Below are 24,290 nucleotides of genomic sequence, written 5' to 3'. Positions count from 1 at the left end.
ACAGGGGAGGTGGGTTGCCACCTCCCCATCATCACCGCCCCCAGCCCTGCGTCAGAAGCTGTAAGCGGCCTGCACGTACACCCGCCGCGGCTCACCCGGGAAATGCCCGTTGCGCGCGATGAAACCGCTGGCTGCATATACCTTGTCGAACAGGTTCTTGACGTTGGCCTGGAACTGCCACTGCTTCCATGTGGTCTTCCAGCTCATGTCGAACACGGTGTAAGCCTTGACCGTCTGCCCGTCCAGACTGACGCGCTCACCTACATGGTCAGCACCAAAGCCGATGGCGGAGTTGATCGACGGCAGGTCGTAGCGCGTCCACATTCCCAGCTTGTTGCGTGGCGCATTGGCGAATCGGTCGCCGGAAGCGTTGGTGATGCCATTCGGGCCTGCATCCTTCACCCGCGCATCGTTGTAGGCGTAGGTCAGATTCAGCACCCAGCGCTCGGTGAGGTCGGCCAGCAGATCCAGCTCCATGCCGGTACTGCGCACCAGGCCCAGCGCGGCCAACTGGTTCACGCCACCGATCACTTCGCCGGTGGCCTGCACGATATTGCTGCGGTCGATCCGGTAGGCGGCCATGTTCAAGGTCACACGGTCGGCCAGCAGGGACTTCATGCCCACTTCCCACTGCTTGCTGCGCTCGGCATCGAACGGTCCGCCAGCGGCCGGATTCTGGTTGGCGGCACTCTGCGGCACGAAACCACTGGCCACGTTGGCGTAGACATTCAGGCCCTCGCGCACGGTGAACGTGCTTCCCAGCCGCCAGCTGAGGTCGTTGCCGTCCACACTGCTGCCGGCAATGCGGTCGTCGTCCTTGAAGCCATCCCAGCGCAGCCCGGCCAGCACATGCCAGCGTGTGCCCAGTGCCAGCTCGTCCTGCAGATAGCCGCCATAGCGCTTGCTGCGGGTGGACGTGCTGCGCCAGGGCAGGGCCGCCAGGTTGTAGTCGTGCCAGGTACTGGCGCCGTACACGGGATTGAACAGGTCGATACCGCGCACCGGCCCCGCACCACGGGCAAGGTCGGCGCTGTTGGCGGTCTGTGCAGTGAAATCCGCATCCAGCTGGTACACATCGGCACCGAACAACACCTTGTGCTCAACCGCGCCGGTCGTCACCCGCCAGACTGCATTGCCGTTGGCAGTGAATGCTTCGTTGTCGCGGATCTGGTTGCGCAGCTGGCGAGTCATCCACTCGGCCACGCCATCGCGGTCACGATCGATCAGGCCCATCGGCTCGTGGTACATCTGGTGCTCGTTGTTGCTGAACCAGCGAGCGGCGAAGTCCACATCCAGATTGTCACGTGGTGCGAAGCGGTACTGCGCCAGCGCCACTTTGGCGCGCATGTCGAGGAAGTCGCTGGCCTCGTTGTGGTTCCAGCGGCGGTCGGTCAGGAAGGTGCCCGCATCATTCACCGGCACGCCGCGCAGGCGGTTGCCGCCGAGGTTCTGGGTGATGTCGGTGAACTGCAGCACCAGCTCGCCGGTCTGGCCGATGTCGAAGGCCAGCGAGGCGTCGCCGATCACGCTTTCGCTGTCGGTGTTCCAGCGCACGCCCTTTTCACTGTCGGCATACAGCCCGGCGCGATAGCGCACGCTGCCGGAGGCATTCAACGGCCCGGTACCCTCGATCGATCCGGCACGAAAGTTCTTGTCGCCCAGCTGGATCTCGATGTTGCGTCCGGCACTGGCTTTCGGTTTGCGGGTTACATAGTTGATGACGCCGCCTGCATCACCACCGCCATACAGCGCACCTGCCGGTCCCTTCAGCACTTCCACGCGCTCGATGTTGAACAACTGCGGGACCGAGAAACCTGCATACGGGTCGCCGCGCAGGCCGTCATACAGCACGTTCTCCTGGCGGAAGCCGCGCAGGGTCACCCCGGCATAGCTGAAGTAGCTGATGCCGCTGATGCTGCGATAGAGGTCGGTCACCTGACGCGCGGCCTGATCGTCGATCAGTTCACGCGGGATGACCTGGATCGATTGTGGGACCAGCTCCAGCGGTGTATCCGTGCGGGTGCCGACCGCAGCATCGTCCACCCGGTACAGGGTCTGTGCACGTCCGCGAACTTCGACCTTGTCCAGGTCCTTTGGCGCGGCAGTGGAGGGCTCGACAGCATGGGCAAGGGGTGCCAGGGGCAGGGTCAGTGCCAGGCACAGGGCGCGTTGCAGGGGCATTGGAAAAGGCATCGGGAGAGGGTGTGTGTCTGTAAATGAGAAAGATTAGCATTTGCAACACTTCGTGACCTATCCCCCGAATGCGTTATGGACGCGCGCCGGGGTCCGTATACGGGGTGCCCGCCAAGGCCACCAGTACCCCGGTGGCGCCACGCACGATCAGCTGCAGCATGGCCTCACGCGGGTCCTCGCCCTGCAGTTGGCTTGCCAATCCCTTCTCATAGGCCGCCACCATCGACGCCAGCAGCATGGCCGCGCCCAATCGCGCTTCGGCGTCATGTTCTGGCCGGCCGGCAGCGTCGGCCATCAATCGCGCCAGGTCGTCAGTCAACTGCGCCTGCAGCCGTCGCGCGTGCGCGACCAGTACCGGGCTCTCCGCCACGGTGCCCCAGAAGGCGGCAGCGCCGGCATTGATGCGCAGCAGCGGATGGCCAGCCTCCAGCAACTCGCGCACCAGTGACTGGAAGGCCGCCAGCGGGGTCATGCCGCTGCGCGCCATCATGCCCTCGCGCAGCAGCATGCGCGCCTCCTCATCGCGATCGAACACCAGGTCTTCCTTGCTGGCGAAGTAGTTGAAGACCGTCTTGCGTGAGACGCCCGCGGCTTCGGCGATTTCGGACATGGAGACGGCCTCGAAGCCACGCCGGATGATCAGCTCGGTGGCGACGTCCGAAATCGCTTGTCGGGTCTCGGCCTTGCGTTGTTCGCGACGACCTGGAGGCGGGGTCATGGGCGGTTCACTTGTGGAAACGTACACCGAGTGTAACATTTGACCCGCCAGAGCGCCGACCCGGCGCTCACAAGGATTCCCCATGCTGTACGACGTCGTCATTGCCGGTGCTGGCCCGGTGGGCCTGTTCCTGTCCTGTGAACTGGCGCAGGCCGGGTGTTCAGTGCTGGTGCTGGAACAGGCCAGATCCGCCGGCTCGCCGTTGAAGCGCTTGCCATTCGGGCTGCGCGGCTTGAACGCCTCTACGCTGGAGGCATTGGATCGGCGCGGCCTGTTGGACGCGGTCGCCGCGACACAGGTGCTCAAGCCCGAGAAGGGGGCGCCGCCGCCCGGCACCGCCCATTGGCTCGCGCAGCCGCGGGCGCTGGGCGGCCACTTCGCCGGAATACCGTTTGCCTTGGACGACGTCGACCGCACGCGCTGGACCTGGCGCCTGCCGTCGCCGGTGGGCAGCCAGATGGCGGTGGAGCTGCGGGCCCTGGAAACGGTCTTGGCCGAACGTGCGACCACGCTGGGCGTGCGCATCGAACGCGGGCGTGCAGTACAGGCGGTGCGCGCCGGTGCAACCGAAGTGGAGATCGAGACCGCTGACGGGGCGGTACGTGGTCGCTGGCTGGTAGGTTGCGATGGAGGCCGCAGCACAGTGCGCAAGCAATGCGGTTTCAGTTTCATCGGCACGGATCCCGAATTCACCGGTCATTCGCTGCAGGTCGATCTGGAAGATCCCGGCGTGCTGACCCCGGGCCGTCAGTACACCGCGCAGGGCATGTGCAATTTCAATCCCCCCGGTGTGCTCGCGCTTGCCGATTTCGATGGCGGTGCCGGGCATCGAAAACCTCTCGCGCTGGATGAAGCGCAATCGCTGCTGCGACGTGTGTCTGCCCGCGACGTGACCATCACCGCGCTGCATCTGCACAGCACCTGGACCGATGGTGCGCGCCAGGCCAGCGCCTATCGCAACGGCCGCGTGCTGCTGGCAGGCGACGCTGCGCACGTGCATTCCCCGTTGGGAGGGCAGGGCCTGAATCTGGGCATCGGCGATGCGATGAACCTGGGCTGGAAACTCGCTAGCGTGATACGCGGTGACGCTGACGTGGCGCTGCTGGACAGCTATCACGCGGAACGGCATCCAATTGGCGCCAACGTACTGGACTGGTCGCGCGCGCAGGTTGCGCTGATGCGTCCTGGAGCCGGTTCGCGCGCGTTGGCGGCGGTCATGGCCGATCTGGCCGGCACCCGCGATGGCGCCACCTATCTGGCCGAACGGGTCTGGGGCGTGTCGCAACAGCTCGATCTGGGCGATGGCCATCCATTGGCCGGTCGCAGCGTGCCGGACTTCCTGCTGGCCGATGGCCGCCGCATGGGAGAGGTGCTGAGGACGGGGCAGGGGGTGTTGCTTGTGCTCGATGAGAACGGCGCTTCGTACAACCCCGTCGACCGTTGGCGGCAGCCGTTCACCCGCATTGCCTCGGCGGTGGACGATGCGCTCGGCCTGGGGGCGGTACTGGTGAGGCCCGATGGAATTGTCGCGTGGGCCTGCGATGCGGGAGGTGATCAGGCAGGGTTGCGCCAAGCGTTGCAGCGCGGGTTCGGACTGCCGGAGGCTGACTGACGTACAGGGCGGAGGCGCAGCCGATGTGGGCTGCGCCGGGTGCGGTTACAGATCCTTCTTCTTGCCGCTCAGGTCGATCGGCCGGTCACTGCCCTTGCGCTCGCTCGACCACACTTCCATGCTCTTGTTGCAGCGGCTCTCGCGGGCAGCCACTTCGCGCGGCAGGTCCTTCAGATGCGGCGACTCCTGGCAGGCCTGATGCATGTTGCTGTCGTCATAGGTTGCACAGGCGCTGAGCGAGGCCAGGGTGATGGCGACGAGGGTGGTGCGGAGCAGGGGCTGCAGGTTCATGGGAGGGTCTCGGGTGGTGCCGGGCTGGCCATGGAATTCAAATCCGTGACACCGGGCGCAGACAATCCGACCAATCACACTTGTTATTCTGTAACAGATGCGCGATAGTCCGGCGCCTGCTGCTGTCAGGCCACGCAGATCATCAGCATCATGCTCAGCGCCAGCATCAGCACGAATACGCGCCGGCTGAGCGCAAGGCAGGCCAGGCAGGCGGCCAGTGCCCAGGCAGCCAGCAGCGCACAGGCCAGCAGCCACAGCCCGATCACCATCAAAGAGCCACTCGCCAGCGCTGACAGTGCGATCGCCTTGAACAGTGTCACGCCCAGCACACTGCCGAGCACGCCAGCCTGCAGAGCGATGGCATCGTGACGGGCAGGGGCGGGCGGGTGGTGCATGTCGGCGGCGTTCGTTTGCTGCAAGGGAGGCGCAGCCACTGTGCCCGATCACATATCCACGCCATGTGTTTTTCGCGCACGCGATGCAGGGCCGATGCAGGCCTCAGTCGAACTCACCCTCGGCCGATTCCAACCGTTGCCGGTAGGCAGCGCGGTGCTGATACAGGCGCTGGCATTCGGCCGACCTGTAGATGCGGCTGCCGGGTTCGTTGGCTACCGAGTCGCACATCCGCGCAATATGATTGTTCTCTGCCAGCTCGGTGACGAAGAACACGGCGGTGATGCCGGTACCGAGCAGCAGCACGTAGAGCAGGCGGCTGAGCCAGCGCGACAGCTTGCGCTCGAAGTGCTGCTGGATGGTCAGGTCGAAGCGGATGATGCTGAGCACGATCCAGATGATCGCAACCAGGAAGCAGAGCATGGGCAACAGGCCGCGCCAGAGCCCGGCCTCGTAGACCGATTCGTTGTAGTGGACAGCGGCCCCGGCACCGGCGATGGCGATGGCAAGTGCCCAGTTGCGGCCCAGCGAGAGCAGGTCATCGAGCAGCTTCTCGCGGTTCCTGGTTGATCCTGCTGCCACGTGGGTTCCATCTCCATGCTGCGACCGGCGGCGGACTGCCGCCGGCCCTGCAGATGGTGGAGCATCGCTGCGGCGATGAGAAGACCGCGCGGCTCAATGTGCGATGGCGCGGGCGCTGATCCAGCGCCGGTAGCGGCGGGTCCGACACTGTGCGGCCGCCTGTGCCAGCAGCAGTGCCCATGCCGGTGAAACCGTGAGTGCGGTGGGGCGGCGCCGGCTCAACCGGCCCAGCTGATACTTCACTGCCGCCATGTGTGCGCTGGCCGCCAGCGGCTTGCTGCGCCAGTTGATGTTGCGCAGCGTCGGCGCCGGGTCGCGGCCCTGCTGCCAGTGCTGTGGCAGATCCGGCTCGATCGCCAGTGCGGTGGCGATGCCGACAATGGCTATGCCGCTGGCCAGTACCTGTTCTGCCACCTCGCGGCGGCGGATGCCGCCGGTGACCATCAACGGCATCGTTGCCACCGTGGCGATCTCGCGTGCGAATTCGAGGAAGTACGCTTCGCGGGCCACGCTGCGATCGTCGCGTGCGGCGCCGGTCATGGCCGGTGCTTCATAGCTGCCGCCGGACAGTTCGACCAGATCCACGCCGAGGGGGGCCAGCATCTCCACCACTTCGCGTGCGTCCTCGGGCGAGAAACCGCCGCGCTGGAAATCGGCGGAATTGAGCTTCACCGCCACCACGAATGTGGGCGCCACCGCCGCGCGTACACCCTGCACGATCTCCAGCAGCAGGCGCGCACGGTTTTCCAGGCTGCCGCCCCAGTGGTCTTCGCGCCGGTTCGACAACGGCGACAGGAACTGGCTGAGCAGGTAGCCGTGCGCGGCATGGATCTCCACCCCGCTGAAACCGGCGCGCTCGGCCAGTTCGGCACTGCGGATGAAGCGCGCGATCACCGAGTCGATGTCGTCCTCGGTCATCGCCTTCGGCGGCGCGAACTGCTTGGACAGCGCGCCCATCTGCAATGCAACGGCCGACGGCGCGAGCGCGGGTTGACCGAGTGCGGCCGGCATCTGCCGCCCCGGGTGATTGATCTGCATCCACATCTGCGCACCCCGCGAGCGGGCAGTGTCCGCCCAGGCAGTGAAGCGGTCGAGGTGGCGATCATCCTCCAGTACCACGCCGCCGGGCCCAGTCATGGCGCGCCCATCGACCATCACGTTGCCGGTGATGATCAGTCCGGCGCCGCCGTCGGCCCAGCGCTGGTACAACTGCAGCAGCGCTTCGGAGGGAGCGTGGTCGGCGTCGGCCATGTTTTCCTCCATCGCCGCCTTGGCGATGCGGTTGCGGATGACGGCACCGGAGGGCAGTGCCAGGGGCGAGAACAGCGACATCGGACAGCTCCAGGACAGGGGAATGGGGCTACGCTAACCTTCAAGTTTGATTGAAGGTCAACAGGCTTCCATGTCGAGGATTCAGGCAGATGAAGATCGGTGAGCTGGCCCGCCGCACGGGCCTGGCAGCGTCGCGCATCCGCTTCTACGAAGAGGCCGGGTTGTTGGTGGTCCAGCGCCAGGCCAACGGCTACCGCGATTATCCGGAGCAGGCGGTGCTGCTGCTGGAACTGATCACCGGTGCGCAGCGCGCCGGTTTCAGCCTGGAAGAGATCCGCGCGCTGTTGCCGCCGGACATGGGCCAGTGGCAGCACGAGGTACTGATCACGATGCTGCAGCAGAAGGTGGCCGACATCGAAGCGCTGCAGTTGCGGCTGTCAGAGAGCCGTGCGCACCTGCTGGCCCTGATCGAAGATATCCAGGCGCGGCCGGAGGGCATCGATTGCGCGGCCAATTCGCAGCGGGTGCTGGACCGGGTGAAGCGTGGTGAGCTGGCGCGGACGACCCTGGCGGCCGGCGATACCGCGTTGCTACGGCCGGATCGCCGCCGCCGCACGGGCAGCGAATGACGATCCGGCGCGATGTTCAGAGGCTGCCGGCGACGGCGCTCTTGCGCTTCTTGTCCAGCATCACCGCCACGCACCACAGCAGCAGGCCGCCGATGGCGGTGGCCGCACCGACGTAGCCGGTGCTGGCCGGGCTGAAGCCGGCGCTGATCGCCATGCCACCCAGCCACGGGCCGAGCGCGTTGGCGGTATTGAAGGCGGCATGGTTGGAGGCGGCAGCCAGGGTCTGTGCTTCGCCGGCCACGTCCATCAGGCGGGTCTGCAGCACCGCAGCCAGCGCACCCATGGTGCCGACGGTGATGATCATCGGGCCGATGGTCCACACCGATTGCGCGGCCAGCGGATACAGCAGCAGCATCACGATCGACCACAGCAGCACCACCGCGGCGGCCTTGAAGTGGAACCTGTCGACCAGCCAGCCACCGGCGATGTTGCCGATGATCGCGCCGATGCCGAACACGCCCACCGCCAGCGGCATCCACGATTCGGCCACGCCGGTGACCTGCACCAGGGTCGGCGCCAGGTAGGTGAACACGCAGAACATGCCGGCGAAACCGACCGCGCCGATCGCCAGCGCCAGCCACACCTGGGGGGTGTTGAAGGCACGCAGTTCGCGCATCGGCGAGGTGCGCACCTCGTCCGGGTCCGGCAGCAGGAAGCGCGCGATCATCGCCACGGTGGCGATGGCCAGCACGCTGACCAGGGCAAAGGCGGTGCGCCAGCTCAGCTGCTGGCCCAGCCAGGTGGTCAGCGGATTGCCGACCAGGATCGCGATCGACAGGCCCAGCAGTACGCGCGACATCGCCTGGCCGCGCTGGCCGGCCGGACTGATTGCGGCGGCCACCAGCATCGCCACGCCGAAGTAGGCGCCATGCGGCAAGCCGGCAACGAAACGTGCGATCAGCATCGTGCCGTAGTTCGGTGCCAGTGCGCTGGCCAGGTTGCCGACAGCATAGAAGCCCATCAGCGCCAGCAGCAGCTTGCGGCGCGGGAAGCTGGCGCCGACGAAGGCGAGAATCGGCGCACCGACGACCACGCCGATGGCATAGGCGCTGATCAGGTGGCCGACCTGGGTTTCGGAGATCGACAGGCCACGGCTGATCTCCAGCATCAGGCCCATGCTGGCGAACTCGCTGGTACCGATGGCGAAGCCGCCCAGGGACAGGGCAAGGATGATCAGGGTGCGCTGACGGGGCGTCAGCCGCGCAGCCAGGGAAGAGTTGGGGCTCATGCGGGGGCGCGATGGGGGCGGGGAGCCGTGCATTGTACTGCTGCACCGCAACAGCAGCAGCCACGCTGGGGGTAAATCAGCGTTTGATCCGTGGGGTTGCGGCAAGCCGGGCACGGGCTCGTTACGAAAGCAGGTTCGGCGCATTGTTGTCGGCGTCCTGCATGTAATGACGACATGGACGTCGGCATGATGCGAAACACAGGGGCTGCGGAGTGCTGGAACAAGGAGGATGTCGATGCAGGAATTCAGGCATGTGCTGGAGACGCGCGGCCGCTATCAGCTGGTAGCGGTGTCCTACGCGCCGGTGTACGCTCCGGGCGATGTGGTCGGCCATGCGGTCGTCGCCGACGATGGGGATCGTCTGACCGACCTGATGTCGCTGGCCGAAGCGCGCCAACGCCTGCAGGCACTGGTGCGTGAAGAGGGCGAAGAGCCCGGGCTGGAGAACGAAAACCACCTGCGGAAGAAGGCGTCGCGCTGGCGCCGCCGCTAGGCCGTCGCGCCCTTGTGCGCATCATGGAGGATCCGGGTGTTGCCCAGTAAGAAGTATCTGCTCATCGCCATCATCACGCTGGCGACCCTGCTGCTTGGTTTCGTGTTTTCCGGTTACCTGACCCTGTTGTTGCTGGGGCTGGACACCAAGCTGTTCACTTGGAACACGTACTACCAGTATTACCACGCCATTGGCCAGCCGCAGGTCGCGCCGTTCGTGGGCAAGATCAAGTGGGCCGGCTATCTCGGCTTCGGCCTGCCGCTGTTGGTGCTGCTGGTGACCGGCCTGGTGCTGCTGCTGAAGAAGGACAAGCGCTCGTTGCACGGCGACGCGCGCTTTGCCACCGGCGCCGACCTGTCCAAGCACGGCATGTTCAAGAAGACCGGCCAGAGCATCGTGGTTGGCAGCCATGGCGGCAAGCTGGTGCGGCTGGACGGCCAGCAGTTCGTGATCCTTGCAGCGCCCACCCGTTCAGGTAAGGGCGTGGGCGTCGTCATCCCGAACCTGCTGGAGTACGGCGAATCGCTGGTGGTGCTGGACATCAAGCAGGAGAACTTCGACCTGACCAGTGGCTGGCGTGCCAGTCAAGGGCAGGAGATCTACCTGTTCAATCCTTTCGCCGAAGATCGGCGCACGCACCGCTGGAACCCGCTCAGCTATGTTTCCGATGACCCGGCGTTCCGTGTCTCGGACCTGATGAGCATCGCCGCGATGTTGTATCCGGACGGGGCCGAGGACCAGAAATTCTGGGTCAGCCAGGCGCGCAACGCGTTCATGGCCTTCACCCTGTATCTGTTCGAAAACTGGGACGACGAGCGCAGCAGCGGTTTCCCGGGCGGCTCGGGGACGCCCACGCTGGGCGCTGTCTACCGGTTGTCGTCGGGGGACGGCACCGATCTGAAGAAGTACCTCAAGGCATTGTCGGAGCGGTCGTTCCTCAGCGCCAACGCGCGTTCGGCGTTCGCCAACATGCTGTCCCAGGCCGACGAGACCTTCGCCTCGATCCTGGGCACCTTCAAGGAGCCGCTCAATCCCTGGATCAATCCGGTGCTGGACAAGGCCACCAGCAGCAACGACTTCCTGCTGACCGATGTGCGCAGGAAGAAGATGACCATCTATATCGGCATCCAGCCCAACAAGCTGGCCGAGAGCCGGCTGATCATCAACCTGTTCTTCAGCCAGTTGATCAACCTCAACACCAAGGAACTGCCCAAGTCCAACCCGGACCTGAAGTACCAGTGCCTGCTGTTGATGGACGAATTTACCTCGATCGGCAAGGTCGAGATCATCGCCTCGGCGGTGTCCTACATGGCCGGTTACAACATCCGCCTGCTGCCGATCATCCAGAGCATGTCCCAGCTTGATGCCACCTACGGCCGGGAAGTGTCACGCACGATCATCACCAACCACGCACTGCAGATCCTGTACGCGCCGCGCGAGCAGCAGGACGCCAACGACTACTCGGACATGCTGGGCTACACCACCGTCCGCAAGAAGAACGTCACCCATGCCCGTGAGAAGACCCATAACTTCACCGAAGAGCGGCGTGCACTGATGCTGCCGCAGGAGCTGAAGGCGATGGGGCCGGACAAGGAAGTATTCCTCTACGAGGGCATACCGCATCCGGTGAAGTGCGACAAGATCCGCTATTACAAGGATCGCTATTTCACATCGCGGCTGCTGCCGAAGGTCGACGTTCCGATGCTTAACGTCTAATTCACGTCGCTAAATTTGTGACGTAGATTCATATTCACCGACGTGAAAGCGTGAGCTGAGTCAAAAATTCGGCATCTGTTCATAGATTTTCAGACTTGTCTGACATGGAATTGACGCGTGGTTGTGTAACTCTGTGTGCGTCATCCAGAAGTGTGTGCTGGATGGCAAAAGTTGTAACGCAGGGTGGCCAGGAGTTTGTGCCATGGAAACAAGGATGGTTTCGACGTTGGTGAGGGTGTGCGGGTGTGTCGTCGGCAACGTCTGGCGGCCCCGCGACCTGGTTGGCAGCTTTCGGGCTGCAGGGGAGCCGGGGCAGGTGTGCTGCATGCCAGCGCGCCTCCCCGATTCCGGCGTGCGCCATGCAGCGCCGGACGGCCAGGGAACCAACGCTCGGGACTGCTTTTTCGTACGTCAAAGTGAAGCCCGTATGAATCAGGCGTTTATCGCGAAAATCTCCATCGCCGCAGTTGCGGCGCTGATGGTGGCAGGGTGTGCCACCAAGTCCGCCCCCGATTTCGGTGGGCGCTGGAAGCCGGTCAACCGCTTTGCCGTGGCGACGACCGAGATCCCGCTGTATTCCAGCTACGTCTACCAGGCCTCGCCGATGGATGGCACGCTCAAAGCCATGCTCGAGCGCTGGGCCAAGGATTCCGGACGAACACTGGACTACCGCCTCAGCTCGGACTTCACGCTGTATGGCGCGGTCTCGAAGATCGACACCACCAATGCGCAGCAGGCCGTGATCGATCTGACTTCGGCGTATTCGGCGCAAGGCATCTCCGTCTCCATTGTTGGCAACCAGATCGTTGTGCAGAGCGCAGGCTCGACGCCCACCGCGTCGGCGCAGGGCGCTGATTCCAACAGCGGCACCTGAGTCCACCTCGAAACCATCGAACGTGCCGCTCCCCGCGCGCCTGTCGCAGGGGCTCCATGCCCATTGATGTTTCAGCAGTACGGAAGAATCCATGTTCCGCAAGAAGGATCCCGGCAACAGTCCCAAGGTCGAGCAGTCGGTCGCCAAGGCGGTCAGCTACGAGATCACCGTGGCCGACATGGCGCGTCGCAGCGAGCGCCGTGCCTGGTGGGTCGCCACGGGCTCGTTGCTGATGTCGCTCGCACTGGCGGGCGGCTACTACTACATGCTGCCGCTGAAGGAGAAGGTGCCGTTCCTGGTGATGGCCGATGCGTACACGGGTACCGCGACGGTCGCACGCCTGAGCGGGACCTTCCAGGGCGAGACGATTACCAGCAACGAAGCGATCAATCGCAGCAATGTGGCCCAGTACGTACTGGCGCGCGAGTCGTACGACTCGGCGGTGATGGGCCTGCGCGATTGGGAACTGGTGTTCGTGATGTCCACCGATCCGGTGGCGCAGTCCATGCGCGTGCGCTATGCCGGCAACAACCCGCAGAACCCGTTCGTCATGTATGGCCGCGAACGTGCCATCCGGGTCAAGATCCTCAGCATCACGCCGCTGGGCGCCGAAGCGAACGGCAGCTTCCGCGGCGCTTCGGTGCGCATCCAGCGCAGCCTGCTGGACAAGCGCACTGGCGTTGCCACCTACCTGGACAACCAGCTGGTGACGATGCGCTTCGGCTACAACCAGAACCTGGCGCTGTCCGAGCAGGATCGCATCCTCAATCCGCTGGCCTTCCAGGTCACCGAGTATCGCGTCGACAACGACTATTCCCGTGGCGTCCCGGTGCCGGATGACGGCGCCATGCAGGCGCAGGCGCAGCAGGCTGCACAGGCCGCGCAGCAGGCCCAGGGTGTCTACGATCCCAACAACCCGGCCGCGGCCACGATGATCGATCCGGCCACCGGCCAGCCGGTCGCCGTCCCGGCCAATGGCCCGACGCCGGGCCAGCCGATGCCGGGTCAGCCCGTACAGGGGCAGCCCATGCCGGGTCAGCCGGTGCAGGGGCAAGCAATGCCGGGGCAGGCCATGCCCGGACAGCCGGCCATGAGGCCGGCGCAGAACAATTCCACCGGAACTGCTGATGGAGCAAGCAACCGATGAGTAGTCGAAATATCAGGGGAAGCGCACTGGCGCTGCTGTCGATGTTGTCGCTGTTGTTTTCAGCAGCGGCGATGGCGCAGGCGGTGGACCATTACGAGTACGAGAAGGACCGCATCTATCCGGTTCGCACCGGTCTGGGCCTGACCACCCAGATCGAACTGAGCCCGAACGAGAAGATCCTCGACTACAGCACCGGCTTCAGCAGCGGCTGGGAGCTGACCCGTCGTGAGAACGTGTTCTACATCAAGCCGAAGAACGTCGACGTCGACACCAACATGATGGTGCGCACCGAGACTCATTCCTACATCTTCGAGCTGAAGGTGGTGGCCACCGACTGGCGCCAGCTGGAACAGGCCCGTCGTGCAGGCGTGCAGTACAAGATCGCCTTCGTCTATCCGAACGACACCGTGTTCGGCGTCGCCCAGGAGGCGGTCGAGGAAGAGGCCAAGCCGTTGTTGAGCTCTGAACTGGCCAAGGACCGCCAGTACAACTTCAACTACTCCTATTCGACCAGCAAGGCGAAGAAGATGGGGTGGCTGATACCGGTCAACGCCTATGACGATGGTCGTTTCACCTATCTGAAACTGCCGAATTCGCCGGAGTACAAGACCGGCATCTTCCCGGCGGTTTTTGGTCGCGAAACGGAATACGGTGAAGACTTCGTGGTCAACACCACGGTTGAAGGCAATACGCTGATCGTGCACGGGACGCACCCGTACCTGGTCATCCGCCACGGCGACTTCGTCGTCGGCCTGCGAAGGAACGTGAAGAAATGAGCCAGCAGAACACTCCCGGAAACGACCCGAACAACGGACGCGACGAGAGCCAGAGCCCGTACGGCGCACAGGGTGCCCCGGACGCGCCGTCGAATCCCTACTTCGGCACGGCCCAGGCCGAGCCGGCGCCGGATCTGGACGCGGCCGCGCCGCAGCTGCGCTCGGCCGAAGAACAGCGGTTGAACCGCAAGGCGCTGCTGTTCCTCGGCGGCATCGTGCTGCTGCTGATGGCAATGGGCTTCCTGCTGTTCCGCAAGGGCCAGGATAGTGATGACGCCGTGCAGAAGGTGCCGGATGTCGCACGTGCCAGCACGCCGACATTGCCGGACGTTGCGCCGCCTCCGCAGGCGCCGCCGACTGCCGCCGAACCGATTCCGATGCTTCCGCCGATGTCGCAGGACGAAGGTCCGAAGCTGGTGCCCATCGCGTCCCGGCCGGAAGCCATGGAACCCCGTGGGCCGACGCTGGTCGAGCGCCGGATGGCTGGCGTGGATGATGCCGCGCTTGCGGCGGGCAATCGCGCGCAACCGCAGCGCAGTGCGCTCGACGAACAGACCCGCCAGGCGCTGCTTGCGAACATGATGCCCAACAACCAGCAGGGGCAGCAGAAGATCCGCCGTGGGCCGGATGTGGAAGACGTTTCCAGTGCCACCTACATCCAGAGCCCCGATGCGCTGCTGGTGCGCGGCACCTACCTGCGGTGCGTGCTGGAAACCCGCATCATCACCGATCTGGCCGGCTACACGTCGTGCCTGCTGACCGAGCCGGTGTACTCGATCAACGGTCGCAACCTGCTGCTGCCCAAGGGCTCCAAGATCTATGGCGCCTACGGCGGTGGTCCGATCGGCAAGCGCGTGGAAGTGATCTGGGATCGCATCACCACCCCCAATGGCATCGATGTTGCGATGTCCAGCCCGGGCGTGGATCAGCTGGGCGGCGCCGGTCATCCGGGCCAGTACAGCGCGCACTGGGGCAGCCGTATCGCCTCGGCGCTGATGATCAGCCTGATTTCCGATGCCTTCAAGTACGCGGCTGCCGAACACGGTCCGGAGACGACCACCATCGCCAACAACGGCATGACGGTGCAGTCGCCCTATGAGAGTGCTACCGCACGCACGATGGAGCGCCTGGCCAACGAGGCACTCAGCAGCAACCGTCGTCCGCCGACAGTCACCATCAACCAGGGCACGATCGTGAACGTCTACGTCGCCAAGGACGTCGACTTCACCAACGTGCTCCACCCCCGCCGGTAACCCAACGAACGATCATGGACGCCGAAGTGTCACCCCTCGCCCTCGTCTCCAGCGATTTCCTGCGCTATCAGTACGAAGTGCTGGGCATCGCCGAGTACATGACTTCCCCGGAAGTGACGGAAATCTGCATCAACCGTCCCGGTGAGCTGTACCTGGAAACCCGGGCGGGGTGGCAGCGCGTAGACGTGCCGAGCCTGACCTTCGAGCGGGCCCGGCAGTTCTGCACGGCGGTGGTGAACGAGAGCAACACCGGCCAGCGCATCACCGATGCCGATCCGGTCGTGTCGCTCACGTTCCCCACCGGCCAGCGTGCGCAGTTCGTGATTCCGCCCGCATGTGACGCCGGCAAGGTTTCGATCACTATCCGCCTGCCGTCCAAGCACACCAAGTCGCTCACCCAGTACCACGAGGATGGTTTCTTCAACCAGATTCTGGAACAGGATGGCAGTCTGAGCGAGCAGGATCGCGAGCTTCTGGAGCTGCGCCAGCAGCGCGAGTACGCCGAGTTCTTCCGGCGTGCGGTCATGTACCGCAAGAACATCGTCGTATCCGGTGCGACCGGTAGCGGCAAGACCACCTTCATGAAAGCGCTGGTCAATCATATCCCGGACAGCGAGCGCCTGGTCACGATCGAGGATGCGCGCGAGCTGTTTCTGACCCAACCCAATGTGGTGCACCTGCTGTACTCCAAGGGTGGGCAGAGCACCAGCAATGTCAGCGCAAAGAGCTGCATGGAAGCCTGTCTGCGCATGAAACCCGAGCGCATCATCCTCGCCGAGCTGCGCGGTGACGAGGCGTTCTACTTCATCCGCAACTGCGCATCGGGCCATCCGGGCTCGATCACCAGTTGCCATGCCGGCAGCCCGGAGCAGACCTGGGATCAGCTGGCGCTGATGGTCAAGGCCTCGACCGAAGGTTCGGGCCTGGAATTCAACGTGATCAAGCGACTGCTGATGATGACCATCGACATCGTCGTGCATATCAAGGCGCACGCAGGCTCGCGCTATATCACCGGTATTGATTTCAATCCTGGGCGTGCCCAGGGGCAGGAGGGCTGACCAATGCTGCCAGGACTGGAAATGATGGCGTGCCCGGAAATGGCCGTCTCGATGGACGTGATGCAGCACGTCATCAACGTGGAATCGTCGCGCAACCCTTACGCCATCGGCGTGGTCGGTGGTGCCTTGGTGCGCCAGCCCAAGGCCCTGGACGAGGCGCTGGCCACCGTTCGCATGCTGGAGGAGAAGGGCTACAACTTCTCCATTGGCCTGGCCCAGGTCAATCGCTACAACCTCGGCAAGTACGGTCTGGATTCCTACGAGAAGGCCTTCCAGCAGTGCCCGAACCTGCAGGCCGGTTCGCGCATCCTCGCCGAGTGCTACAAGCGCTCCGGTGGTGACTGGGGCAAGTCGTTCAGCTGCTACTACTCGGGCAATTTCGAGACCGGCTTCCGTCATGGTTATGTGCAGAAGGTCTATGACTCGATGCGCCGTGGGCAGCAGCTTGCCAGCAATGGTGTTGCACCGATCGACGTGGTGAGTCGCGGCGAACGCCGCAGCGTGAAGGTCGAGCATCACCCGCAGCTCGCTTCGCCGGCGCAGGCGCGCATCGTTGCGCAGGCGAGTGGCCCGGTGTACGTGCCGTCGGAAGATCCGGCACGTGCGTATGTCGTGTATCCGTCCACCGGTGCAATGGCGCGGGGCAGCCTGCTGAACATCGCCGACCAGGCGCTTTCCAAAGTGGTACTGGGCTCGGTGGATCGGATGATGCAGCCGCAGGCGCAGCCCACCCAAGGGGCCGCCTATCCGCAGCAACAGGCCGGTGGCCTGCCTCAGCAGCTGCCTCAGCAGGGTCCGGCGCAGACAATGGCCATGCCGCAGCAGTTGCCGGGCGCTGCCAGCGCCGGCAGCGAGGGGCCCGTGATGCTGCGGCCCTGGAGCGAGCGCAACCAGCCTGTGGCCGGTGGCGAAAATTCATTCAATGCACCGGTGCAGGCTGCGCCGTTGCAGCAGATTCCCGCAGGGGATGCGGCCTTCGTGTTCTGACGAAGTCGTGGTGCGGCCAGTCCCCCGGCTGGTCGATTCAGTTGTGTTAGTCCATCAACAAGGAAATCAATCCATGAAGCGATCCAATCTCGACCTCGTCCAGGCCCAGCGCACGCTGAAGACCCTGCTGATGGCCACGATCTTCGTTGGCGCACTGTTCGCCCCGCAGGTGTTCGCCACCAACACCGACTTCGGCGGCACCGACAAGAAGGTCTGCGGTTTCTTCTCCAACATCAACGGCCTGCTGAACATGGCCTCGATCGCCGTGGTGACCATTGCGGTGATCTTCGCGGGCTACCAGATCGCTTTTGCTCACAAGCGCATCAGCGACGTCGCGCCGATCCTGATCGGTGGCGTGCTGATCGGTGCCGCCGGCCAGATCGCGCGCATGCTGCTGGGTGAAGGCAGCGACGGCAAGTGCGGTGCTGGCACCAGCACGACCTACTACCTGATCAACAACGCGATCCAGTACTACAGTGCATAAGAACGTCGTGTTCCGCGGCTGCACGCGCCCAGCGATGTTCCTGGGCGTGCCTTATCTGCCATTTTTCATGGTGGCAGGCGGGCTGTTGCTGCTCAGTGTGTACACGAACTTCTGGTTCCTGCTCACCATTCCGGTGGCGATTTTCATCATGCGGCACATGGCCAAGCGTGACGAAATGATCTTCCGCCTGCTGGGCCTGCGACTGATGTTCAAGCTGAAGGTGCGCAACGTGCCGGAACACGATGGCATGTGGGTGTTCAACCCCAATCACTACCGCAACAAGCCGGCCCGAATGGATTGAGGTCCGGATCCGGCCTGGCGGGCGTTCTCGCCCGCCAGGTCTCTTGAAACTCCTTGGCAGTACCTCTTTGGAAGCAGTCGTATGTTCAGCCCTGACACCTCCATCAGTGAGTTCATCCCGTTGTCGTCGCATGTCGCTCCGAACGTGGTCAAGACCACGGGCGGCGACTACCTGATGACCTGGCATCTGGAAGGACTGCCGTTCGTCGGCCGTGAGGAGTGGGAGCTCGAGCATCGCCACAACACGTTCAACCGCCTGCTGCAGACCCTGCGCGCACCGGACTTCGTCAACGTCGCTTTCTGGGTGCACGACATCCGTCGCCGCCGCACGCTGAAGGGCAAGAGCAGCTACAAGCAGCGCTTCAACCAGGACGTGTCCGACCAGTACATGGGCATGTTGTCCTCGCAGCGCATCATGCAGAACGAGCTGTACCTGACCATGATCTACCGCCCGGTGGTGGCCGGTAAGCGCTTTGTCGAAAAGTCGGCGAACGTAGACAAGCTGCGCGCCGAGCAGGAGCAGGCGGTCGAGAAGCTGATGGAACTGGCCGGCAACGTCGAGGCCGTGATCCGCGACTACGCGCCGTATCGCCTGGGCATGTACGAAGCCAAGAACGGTGTGGTGTTCTCGGAAACGCTGGAGCTGTTCGGCTACCTGATCAATCGCATCGATGAGCCGGTGCCGGTGCTGTCGGCGCCGATCAAGGATTACCTGCCTGTCAGCCGCCACATGTTCTCGGCCAAGACCGGCGATTTTGCGATCAACACCCCCAATGGCGCCAACCATTTTGGCGCCATCCTGAACATCAAGGAGTATGCCGAGGGGACCTACCCGGGCATCCTCAACGGCCTGAAGTACCTGGATTACGAGTACGTCATCACCCATTCGTTCAGCCCGATGGGGCGTCAGGATGCGCTGAAGGTGCTCGACCGCACCAAGGGCATGATGATCTCCTCCGGCGACAAGGCGGTCAGCCAGATCGTCGAGCTGGACCAGGCCATGGATCAGCTGTCGTCGGGCAACTTCGTGCTGGGTGAATACCACTTCATCATGGCGGTCTACGGCGACACGCAGGCCAAGCTTTCGCAGAACGTCGCCTCGACCCGTGCCGAGCTGTCAAACGCCGGATTCGTGTCGACCAAGGAAGACCTGGCGGTTACCTCGTCCTTCTATTCGCAGCTGCCGGGTAACTGGCGCTACCGCACTCGCCTGGCCAATGTCAGTTCGCTGAACTTCCTGGGCCTGTCGCCGCTGCACAACTTCGCCACCGGCAAGCAGCACAACAATCCGTGGGGCGACTGCGTCACCACGTTGCAGACCACCAACGGCCAGCCGTACTACTTCAATTTCCACGCGACCCATCCGTCGGAAAACTCGCTGGGCGAGAAGGCGATCGCCAACACCATGGTGATCGGCAAGTCCGGTACCGGTAAGACCGCGCTGATCAACTTCCTGCTCAGCCAGGTGCAGAAGTACGAGCCGTCGCCGACCATCTTCTTCTTCGACAAGGACCGCGGTGCTGAGATCTTCGTGCGTGCCTGCGGAGGAAACTATCTGGCCCTGGAGAACGGCGCGCCGACCGGCTTCAACCCGTTCCAGTGCGAGAACAGCGAAGCCAACGTGCAGTTCCTGGCCGACCTGATCAAGGTGCTGGCCGGCAAGCGCGAATACAGCGCCCGCGAAGAAGAGGACATCTACCGCGCGGTGGAAAGCATGCTCGATACGCCGATGCACCTGCGCAGCATGACCAACTTCCAGAAGAGCCTGCCCAATATGGGCGACGATGGCCTCTACGCGCGCATGCGCCGTTGGACATCAAGCAATTCGCTGGGCTGGGTGTTCGACAATCCCGTGGATACCGTTGACCTGAGCAAGGCCAACATCATCGGTTTCGACTACACCGACATCATCGACAATCCTGAAGTGCGCGTGCCGGTGATCAACTACCTGCTGCACCGCCTGGAGTCGCTGATCGACGGTCGTCCGCTGATCTATGTGATGGACGAGTTCTGGAAGATCCTGGATGGCGAGGGTGGCCTGAAGGAGTTCGCAAAGAACAAGCAGAAGACCATCCGTAAGCAGAACGGTCTCGGCATCTTTGCCACGCAGAGCCCGGAGGACGCGCTGAAGAGTGATATCTCCGCCGCCCTGATCGAGCAGACCGCTACCCTGATCCTGCTGCCGAACCCGAATGCCAGCAAGAGCGACTACATGGATGGCCTGAAGTTGACCGAGGCCGAGTTCAATGTGGTTACCGCCTTGGACGAGCGCTCGCGTTGCTTCCTGGTCAAGCAGGGTCATGCGTCCAGTGTCTGCCAGCTCAACCTGCGCGGCATGGACGACATCCTGTCGGTGATCTCGGCGTCGACCGATAACATCGACATCATGCATCGCGTCCTGCAGACCGCCGCCGTGCGTGCACGCGTGACGGTGGATGAGCTGACGCCGGAACAGTGGCTGGAAGATTTCTACAAGAACCGCAAGGGCTCCGGAAAGCCCGCATCCAACAGTAAGGAGGTTGCAGCATGACTGTCGCAATGGACGTGAACGCAGCAAGCCCCTTGAATTCGATGGAGAAGAACATGGAAACCACTGCCCGTACTGCTAGAACGCCGAGCGCAGTCTCCCGGCTCCGTTCCACCGCCATGGCGATTTCCGTCGCCGCATTGCTCAGCTTGCCTGTGAAGGGATACCCCATCCCGGTGGTTGAGGTTGGCTTGAATACCGTCAACAGCACGCTGACTGAGATCCATACGTTTACCGCTCAGGGGGAAGCCCTGCTCGAGTACGGTACCCAGGCGCAACGGTTTCTGGAAACAACTCAGAACTGGGCGCAGAAGCTGGCGAAGTTCAATCAGATCATCGCCTCGCCATTGATGCCTCAAGGCGTGAAGCTGGAGCCGGTTCCGCTTGAGTGGAATGTCGCCGAGCGCTGCGGTGCCGGCAATATCATGAGCCTGAGCGGTATCCTCACTGCGTTGGACTTGAGCCCGGGTGGGGACATCATAGCCCAGCAGCGCAACATCTGCGCTGCAATCCAGGTCATGGAGAATCAGAAGTACAACGAGACCGTGGAAGTTGTGCAGAAGACGATGCCCGACATGCGCAAGGTGCTGGACAGGATCAAGGATATCCGCGATCTGTGGAGCGGCGAGGGTGCGATGGCGGAGGCCTCCGCGAACGCAGTCGTTTCTGACGCCTATATGCAGGCGGATTTTGCGACCTGGGAAAAGAAGACTGAAGGGTATGACAAGCAGATTCAGGCGCTGACCAAGATGCAGCAGATTCTTGCGCAGCGCGCATTGAAGGGTACCGGTCAGTCACCTCTCGGTACCGTAGTGAAGGCCGCGGCACTGAAGGCAGCGCTCTCCAACTGATTAGACGCTGCTCCGGTCGAGCTGCAATCACATTCTAGGTGAAGTTATGGATCTTGGGCTGATGGATGCCATGTTGGGGCAAGGCCCCCTGCACATGCTGCAGAATCTGCACGCGTCATCCTCAATTGGTGACTTTGTGTTCTTCCGGCTGATCCTCGATTACCTGCATAAGGAAATCGCGGAGTACGGCGTCAAGCTGCTTGGACGCATGATGGCGTGGGTCGGTGGCATTGCACTGACTCTCATGACGCTCTGGGTGCTGATTCAGGGTTTCCGGATCGCCACCGGTCGCAGCCGCGATTCGATGATGGTGCTCGTGACCAACATGGCCAAGGCCGCGCTGATCGTGTCGGTTGCCACGACCATGGGTATGTTCGGTCGCGAGATGCATGGCTTTCTCATCAATGACGTGAAGAACGAGATCACTTACGTCGTGACCGGGAAGAAGGACTCACCGGAGGATCTGATCGATGAGAACCTGGGCTACATGCAGCTGGCGCTATCCAGCGTTGACGCGCTGGACGTGATGAGCGACGTGACGCTGGACAACGCGAAGACCCGTGCCATGTGGTTCATTGGTATGGGCACGGGTGGTCCGGCAGTCACAGCTGGCTCAATGCTTTTGCTGTATGAGGTCGCGCTGGCGTTGTTCATCGGCCTGGGGCCATTGTTCATCCTGTGCTTGCTGTTTGACCAGACCAAGCAGCTGTTCCAGAAGTGGCTGCTCTACGGCATAGGCACGATGTTCTCCATGGCGGTTCTGGCAGCGATGACCGGCATCGCGATGAAGATGGTGTCCAAGGTTGCGTTCGCCTTCTGGGGAAGCACGTTGACGGGCACGCTGATGGGTCAGAATTTCAGTGAAGGTATGTCGAGCATGGCGCTACAGCAAGGCGGCATGGGCCTGATCCTGACCACGCTGATTCTGACTGCGCCCCCAATGGCGGCGATGTTCTTCCAGGGAACATTGGGCAGCTTCATGGCATATTCGCAGATAGGCGGTAGTGCAGTACCTGCATCGCCGGGCCCGAATGGTCAGCCGCCGGGTTCGACGGGCGGTGGTCAGAGTTACAAGCCAGAGGCACCGTCCTCAGCTGCGGGATCTCAGTTGGGTGGAGGACAAGCGGTAATGCCAAGATTGCAAGGTGGACATGAGCCTCAGCATCCGTCTTCTGGCCTCAGAGGGAACGCCAATTCAGGAATTGCCTAGTTTGATCGCTTGGCTGGAGACGGTGGAGGTACGTTCGCTATGAAGTTGATTGCACATTGGGTATTGCTCGCCTCGTGCCTGCTGCTATTGGGTGGTGTTGATCGTGCGTGGGCAGAAGGAAACTGCCCGCCCGGGTATTACCCTATTGGCGGGCAGGGGGCGCGCGGATGTGCGCCGATTCCGGGAGGTGCCACTGGAAGCACTGGCTCCTCTGAGATCCGTCTCGCAACTCCGACTGGCAAATGGACCAAGACCTGGGGGGCAATTGCGGAGTCGAAAAGTACTCAGGATGCAGGGGTTTCAACGGGGTTGCGATCCAAGAATGAGGCCGAGCGCGAAGCAGTTTCAAAGTGTGGAGCGTCAGGTGCCCGGGACTGCACGGTCAGCATGAGCTATTTCAACCAGTGTATTTCCTGGGTCATTCCAAGCGGACGATCCGGTACTGGACGTGCGGGACTTGGGACAGGGGCTACCCCCGAGTTGGCGCTTGTCGCTTCGGAAGCAATGTGCCGCAATGATCGCGCAGGACGGTGTGAAGTGTTCTATTCGAACTGTACCAAGCCTTTGTTTGATGAATTCTGATCAAGGGCATGCGGCAAGGAATATCAGAGCAATGGCACACCAGGAGGTACACGCGCCGGTCGAGTCAATGCGTTGTCTGAGTACCCCAAACGGTCAGCCAAGCGCGCACCTCCCGAGCATCGCCGGGCCCGAATGGTCAGCCGCCGGGTTCGACGGGCGGGCAGAGCTATAAACCGAGTTCGCCTTCTGTGACGCAAGCTGATGTTGGTGGTGTGGGGCAGGTGGTCAGTCCACGATTGTATGGCGGAGGCGATTCGGTGCCGTCAGCCGCTGGTCTTAGGGGGAATGCCAATTCCGGTGCCGTCCAGCTGGTCCAATGAGAAGGGGGTGAGGACAGTTTCATGAATGGAGCAAAGCAATGGGTGATTCTTTTCTTCTTTCTTCTCGTCTCATTGACCGAAGTTGCGTTCGCTGAAGGCAATTGTCCGCCAGGGTACTATCCGATTGGAGGTCAGGGCGCCCGCGGTTGTGCCCCCATTCCAAGTGGCGCACCGAGTAGCACATCGAGTGGCGGGATTTCCGAATTGCCCGCAAACTCTCCGACGGGGCGGTGGATAAAGACTTGGGGGGCAATCGCCGAGTCCCGGTCTACTCAGGACGCAGGAGCATCGACTGGCCTTCGGTCACAGCTAGCGGCAGAGCAAGAGGCGTTGCGGAAGTGCAGTTCAACTGGTGCCGCCGATTGCTCCGTCAGTTTGGCGTATCGAAATCAGTGTGTGGCTTGGGTCATTCCAAGTGGGAAGACGGGTCGTGGAATGTCGGCGCTGGGGCGTGGAGCTACGCCGGAAATGGCGCTGATAATGGCGCACTCCAAGTGCAAGAATGATGTGAGCGGGAAGTGCGCGGTGCTGTATGAAAACTGTACCAAGCCTATTTTTGAAGAATTTTGATGTAAATGTGTCGGCGGGCTCGCTGGTATAGTCTCGAAGAATGTTGTCGTTGGAGAGCCACGGCATAAAATGCTGCGCGCCTACTTCCGGCTGAATGTGTCTCAGCAGTCTCTTCTACTGCGCTGATGTTCACTGGGACGAAATGCGTTAATGCTAGTACGGTAAGCTGGGCAACTTAGATTGCCTTGCGGGACTGCAGAGCTGCGGCGGGAGCACAATGCAGA

The 24,290-nt window shown here is 62.8% G+C and carries 24 protein-coding genes; 17 read left to right on the top strand and 7 right to left on the bottom strand.

Translation table 11 applies throughout. The features are described 5' to 3' along the window. Positions 1 to 51 precede the first annotated feature (51 nt). Together ACZK2R_RS13825 and ACZK2R_RS13820 are read right to left on the bottom strand one after the other, a co-directional pair. On the bottom strand, positions 52 to 2,193 hold the full coding sequence (locus ACZK2R_RS13825) for a TonB-dependent siderophore receptor (protein ID WP_180837945.1): 2,142 nt from the start codon (positions 2,191 to 2,193) through the stop codon (positions 52 to 54). Between the two features lie 73 nt (positions 2,194 to 2,266). Next, entirely contained in the window at positions 2,267 to 2,911 is a 645-nt protein-coding gene (locus tag ACZK2R_RS13820; RefSeq protein WP_049398239.1) for a TetR/AcrR family transcriptional regulator, read from the bottom strand. An 82-nt stretch (positions 2,912 to 2,993) separates the two neighbouring features. Here ACZK2R_RS13820 and ACZK2R_RS13815 point away from each other — a divergent pair, with 82 nt between their 5' ends. Then, on the top strand, positions 2,994 to 4,523 hold the full coding sequence (locus ACZK2R_RS13815; protein ID WP_180837946.1) for an FAD-dependent monooxygenase: 1,530 nt from the start codon (positions 2,994 to 2,996) through the stop codon (positions 4,521 to 4,523). Positions 4,524 to 4,568: 45 nt separating this feature from the next. Here the strand turns inward: ACZK2R_RS13815 and ACZK2R_RS13810 are convergent, their stop codons facing one another. From ACZK2R_RS13810 to ACZK2R_RS13795, 4 genes are all read right to left on the bottom strand, one after another. Beyond that, a complete protein-coding gene (locus ACZK2R_RS13810; protein ID WP_049398237.1) occupies positions 4,569 to 4,814 on the bottom strand; it encodes a hypothetical protein in 246 nt (81 codons plus the stop codon). 125 nt (positions 4,815 to 4,939) lie between these two features. Next, positions 4,940 to 5,209, bottom strand: a complete 270-nt coding sequence (locus ACZK2R_RS13805) for a hypothetical protein (protein ID WP_010484830.1) — start codon at positions 5,207 to 5,209, stop codon at positions 4,940 to 4,942. Between the two features lie 103 nt (positions 5,210 to 5,312). Further along, a complete protein-coding gene (locus tag ACZK2R_RS13800) occupies positions 5,313 to 5,789 on the bottom strand; it encodes a hypothetical protein (RefSeq protein ID WP_125893904.1) in 477 nt (158 codons plus the stop codon). Positions 5,790 to 5,882: 93 nt separating this feature from the next. Beyond that, on the bottom strand, positions 5,883 to 7,121 hold the full coding sequence (locus tag ACZK2R_RS13795; protein WP_180837947.1) for an NADH:flavin oxidoreductase/NADH oxidase family protein: 1,239 nt from the start codon (positions 7,119 to 7,121) through the stop codon (positions 5,883 to 5,885). An 89-nt stretch (positions 7,122 to 7,210) separates the two neighbouring features. Between ACZK2R_RS13795 and ACZK2R_RS13790 the strand changes: the two genes are divergently transcribed. Continuing rightward, positions 7,211 to 7,690 (top strand): MerR family transcriptional regulator, encoded by a 480-nt coding sequence (locus ACZK2R_RS13790; protein WP_125893909.1) that lies wholly within the window; start codon positions 7,211 to 7,213, stop codon positions 7,688 to 7,690. Positions 7,691 to 7,706: 16 nt separating this feature from the next. On the opposite strand, the gene ACZK2R_RS13785 is transcribed toward ACZK2R_RS13790, so the two are convergent. Then, positions 7,707 to 8,918 (bottom strand): MFS transporter, encoded by a 1,212-nt coding sequence (locus ACZK2R_RS13785; protein WP_125893911.1) that lies wholly within the window; start codon positions 8,916 to 8,918, stop codon positions 7,707 to 7,709. Between the two features lie 235 nt (positions 8,919 to 9,153). Between ACZK2R_RS13785 and ACZK2R_RS13780 the strand changes: the two genes are divergently transcribed. The 15 genes from ACZK2R_RS13780 to ACZK2R_RS13710 all read left to right on the top strand — a co-directional run bounded on the left by ACZK2R_RS13780 (position 9,154) and on the right by ACZK2R_RS13710 (position 24,066). Continuing rightward, positions 9,154 to 9,411 (top strand): hypothetical protein, encoded by a 258-nt coding sequence (locus ACZK2R_RS13780; protein WP_006374755.1) that lies wholly within the window; start codon positions 9,154 to 9,156, stop codon positions 9,409 to 9,411. 36 nt (positions 9,412 to 9,447) lie between these two features. Beyond that, on the top strand, positions 9,448 to 11,127 hold the full coding sequence (locus ACZK2R_RS13775; RefSeq protein ID WP_125893913.1) for a type IV secretory system conjugative DNA transfer family protein: 1,680 nt from the start codon (positions 9,448 to 9,450) through the stop codon (positions 11,125 to 11,127). 427 nt (positions 11,128 to 11,554) lie between these two features. After that, positions 11,555 to 12,001 (top strand): hypothetical protein, encoded by a 447-nt coding sequence (locus ACZK2R_RS13770; protein WP_032129529.1) that lies wholly within the window; start codon positions 11,555 to 11,557, stop codon positions 11,999 to 12,001. Between the two features lie 91 nt (positions 12,002 to 12,092). Then, positions 12,093 to 13,148, top strand: a complete 1,056-nt coding sequence (locus ACZK2R_RS13765; protein ID WP_032129528.1) for a VirB8 family type IV secretion system protein — start codon at positions 12,093 to 12,095, stop codon at positions 13,146 to 13,148. Continuing rightward, positions 13,145 to 13,924: a TrbG/VirB9 family P-type conjugative transfer protein gene (locus ACZK2R_RS13760; RefSeq protein WP_101765724.1), complete on the top strand. Its 780-nt coding sequence runs from the start codon at positions 13,145 to 13,147 to the stop codon at positions 13,922 to 13,924. Before ACZK2R_RS13765 ends, ACZK2R_RS13760 begins: the two co-directional genes overlap by 4 nt. Further along, positions 13,921 to 15,177, top strand: coding sequence for a TrbI/VirB10 family protein (locus tag ACZK2R_RS13755; RefSeq protein WP_125893915.1), 1,257 nt, complete (start codon positions 13,921 to 13,923; stop codon positions 15,175 to 15,177). Before ACZK2R_RS13760 ends, ACZK2R_RS13755 begins: the two co-directional genes overlap by 4 nt. 14 nt (positions 15,178 to 15,191) lie before the next feature. After that, positions 15,192 to 16,235 carry a P-type DNA transfer ATPase VirB11 gene (virB11, locus tag ACZK2R_RS13750; protein ID WP_032976212.1) on the top strand — a complete coding sequence of 348 codons (1,044 nt, stop codon included), beginning with the start codon at positions 15,192 to 15,194 and terminating at the stop codon, positions 16,233 to 16,235. A gap of 3 nt (positions 16,236 to 16,238) precedes the next feature. Continuing rightward, positions 16,239 to 17,222 carry a lytic transglycosylase domain-containing protein gene (locus tag ACZK2R_RS13745; RefSeq protein ID WP_049463037.1) on the top strand — a complete coding sequence of 328 codons (984 nt, stop codon included), beginning with the start codon at positions 16,239 to 16,241 and terminating at the stop codon, positions 17,220 to 17,222. A gap of 73 nt (positions 17,223 to 17,295) precedes the next feature. Further along, complete coding sequence (locus ACZK2R_RS13740) at positions 17,296 to 17,706, top strand: TrbC/VirB2 family protein (protein ID WP_010484857.1); 411 nt, start codon at positions 17,296 to 17,298, stop codon at positions 17,704 to 17,706. Further along, entirely contained in the window at positions 17,699 to 18,007 is a 309-nt protein-coding gene (locus ACZK2R_RS13735; protein WP_010484859.1) for a VirB3 family type IV secretion system protein, read from the top strand. Before ACZK2R_RS13740 ends, ACZK2R_RS13735 begins: the two co-directional genes overlap by 8 nt. Before the next feature lie 81 nt (positions 18,008 to 18,088). Next, positions 18,089 to 20,536: a VirB4 family type IV secretion/conjugal transfer ATPase gene (locus tag ACZK2R_RS13730; RefSeq protein WP_125893917.1), complete on the top strand. Its 2,448-nt coding sequence runs from the start codon at positions 18,089 to 18,091 to the stop codon at positions 20,534 to 20,536. Then, positions 20,533 to 21,384, top strand: a complete 852-nt coding sequence (locus ACZK2R_RS13725; RefSeq protein WP_125893919.1) for a hypothetical protein — start codon at positions 20,533 to 20,535, stop codon at positions 21,382 to 21,384. The genes ACZK2R_RS13730 and ACZK2R_RS13725 overlap by 4 nt, the downstream gene beginning before the upstream one ends. 61 nt (positions 21,385 to 21,445) lie before the next feature. Continuing rightward, the gene (locus tag ACZK2R_RS13720) at positions 21,446 to 22,594 is read left to right on the top strand and encodes a TrbL/VirB6 family protein (protein WP_125893921.1); all 1,149 of its coding nucleotides are present in this window, start codon (positions 21,446 to 21,448) and stop codon (positions 22,592 to 22,594) included. Between the two features lie 39 nt (positions 22,595 to 22,633). Further along, positions 22,634 to 23,176, top strand: a complete 543-nt coding sequence (locus tag ACZK2R_RS13715) for a DUF4189 domain-containing protein (protein WP_125893923.1) — start codon at positions 22,634 to 22,636, stop codon at positions 23,174 to 23,176. Positions 23,177 to 23,517: 341 nt separating this feature from the next. Then, a complete protein-coding gene (locus ACZK2R_RS13710) occupies positions 23,518 to 24,066 on the top strand; it encodes a DUF4189 domain-containing protein (protein ID WP_237707004.1) in 549 nt (182 codons plus the stop codon). The last annotated feature ends 224 nt before the right edge of the window (positions 24,067 to 24,290 follow it).

The organism is Stenotrophomonas sp. 96582_Sma, assembly GCF_056480905.1.
This window is presented reverse-complemented; position numbering and strand designations above follow the sequence as displayed.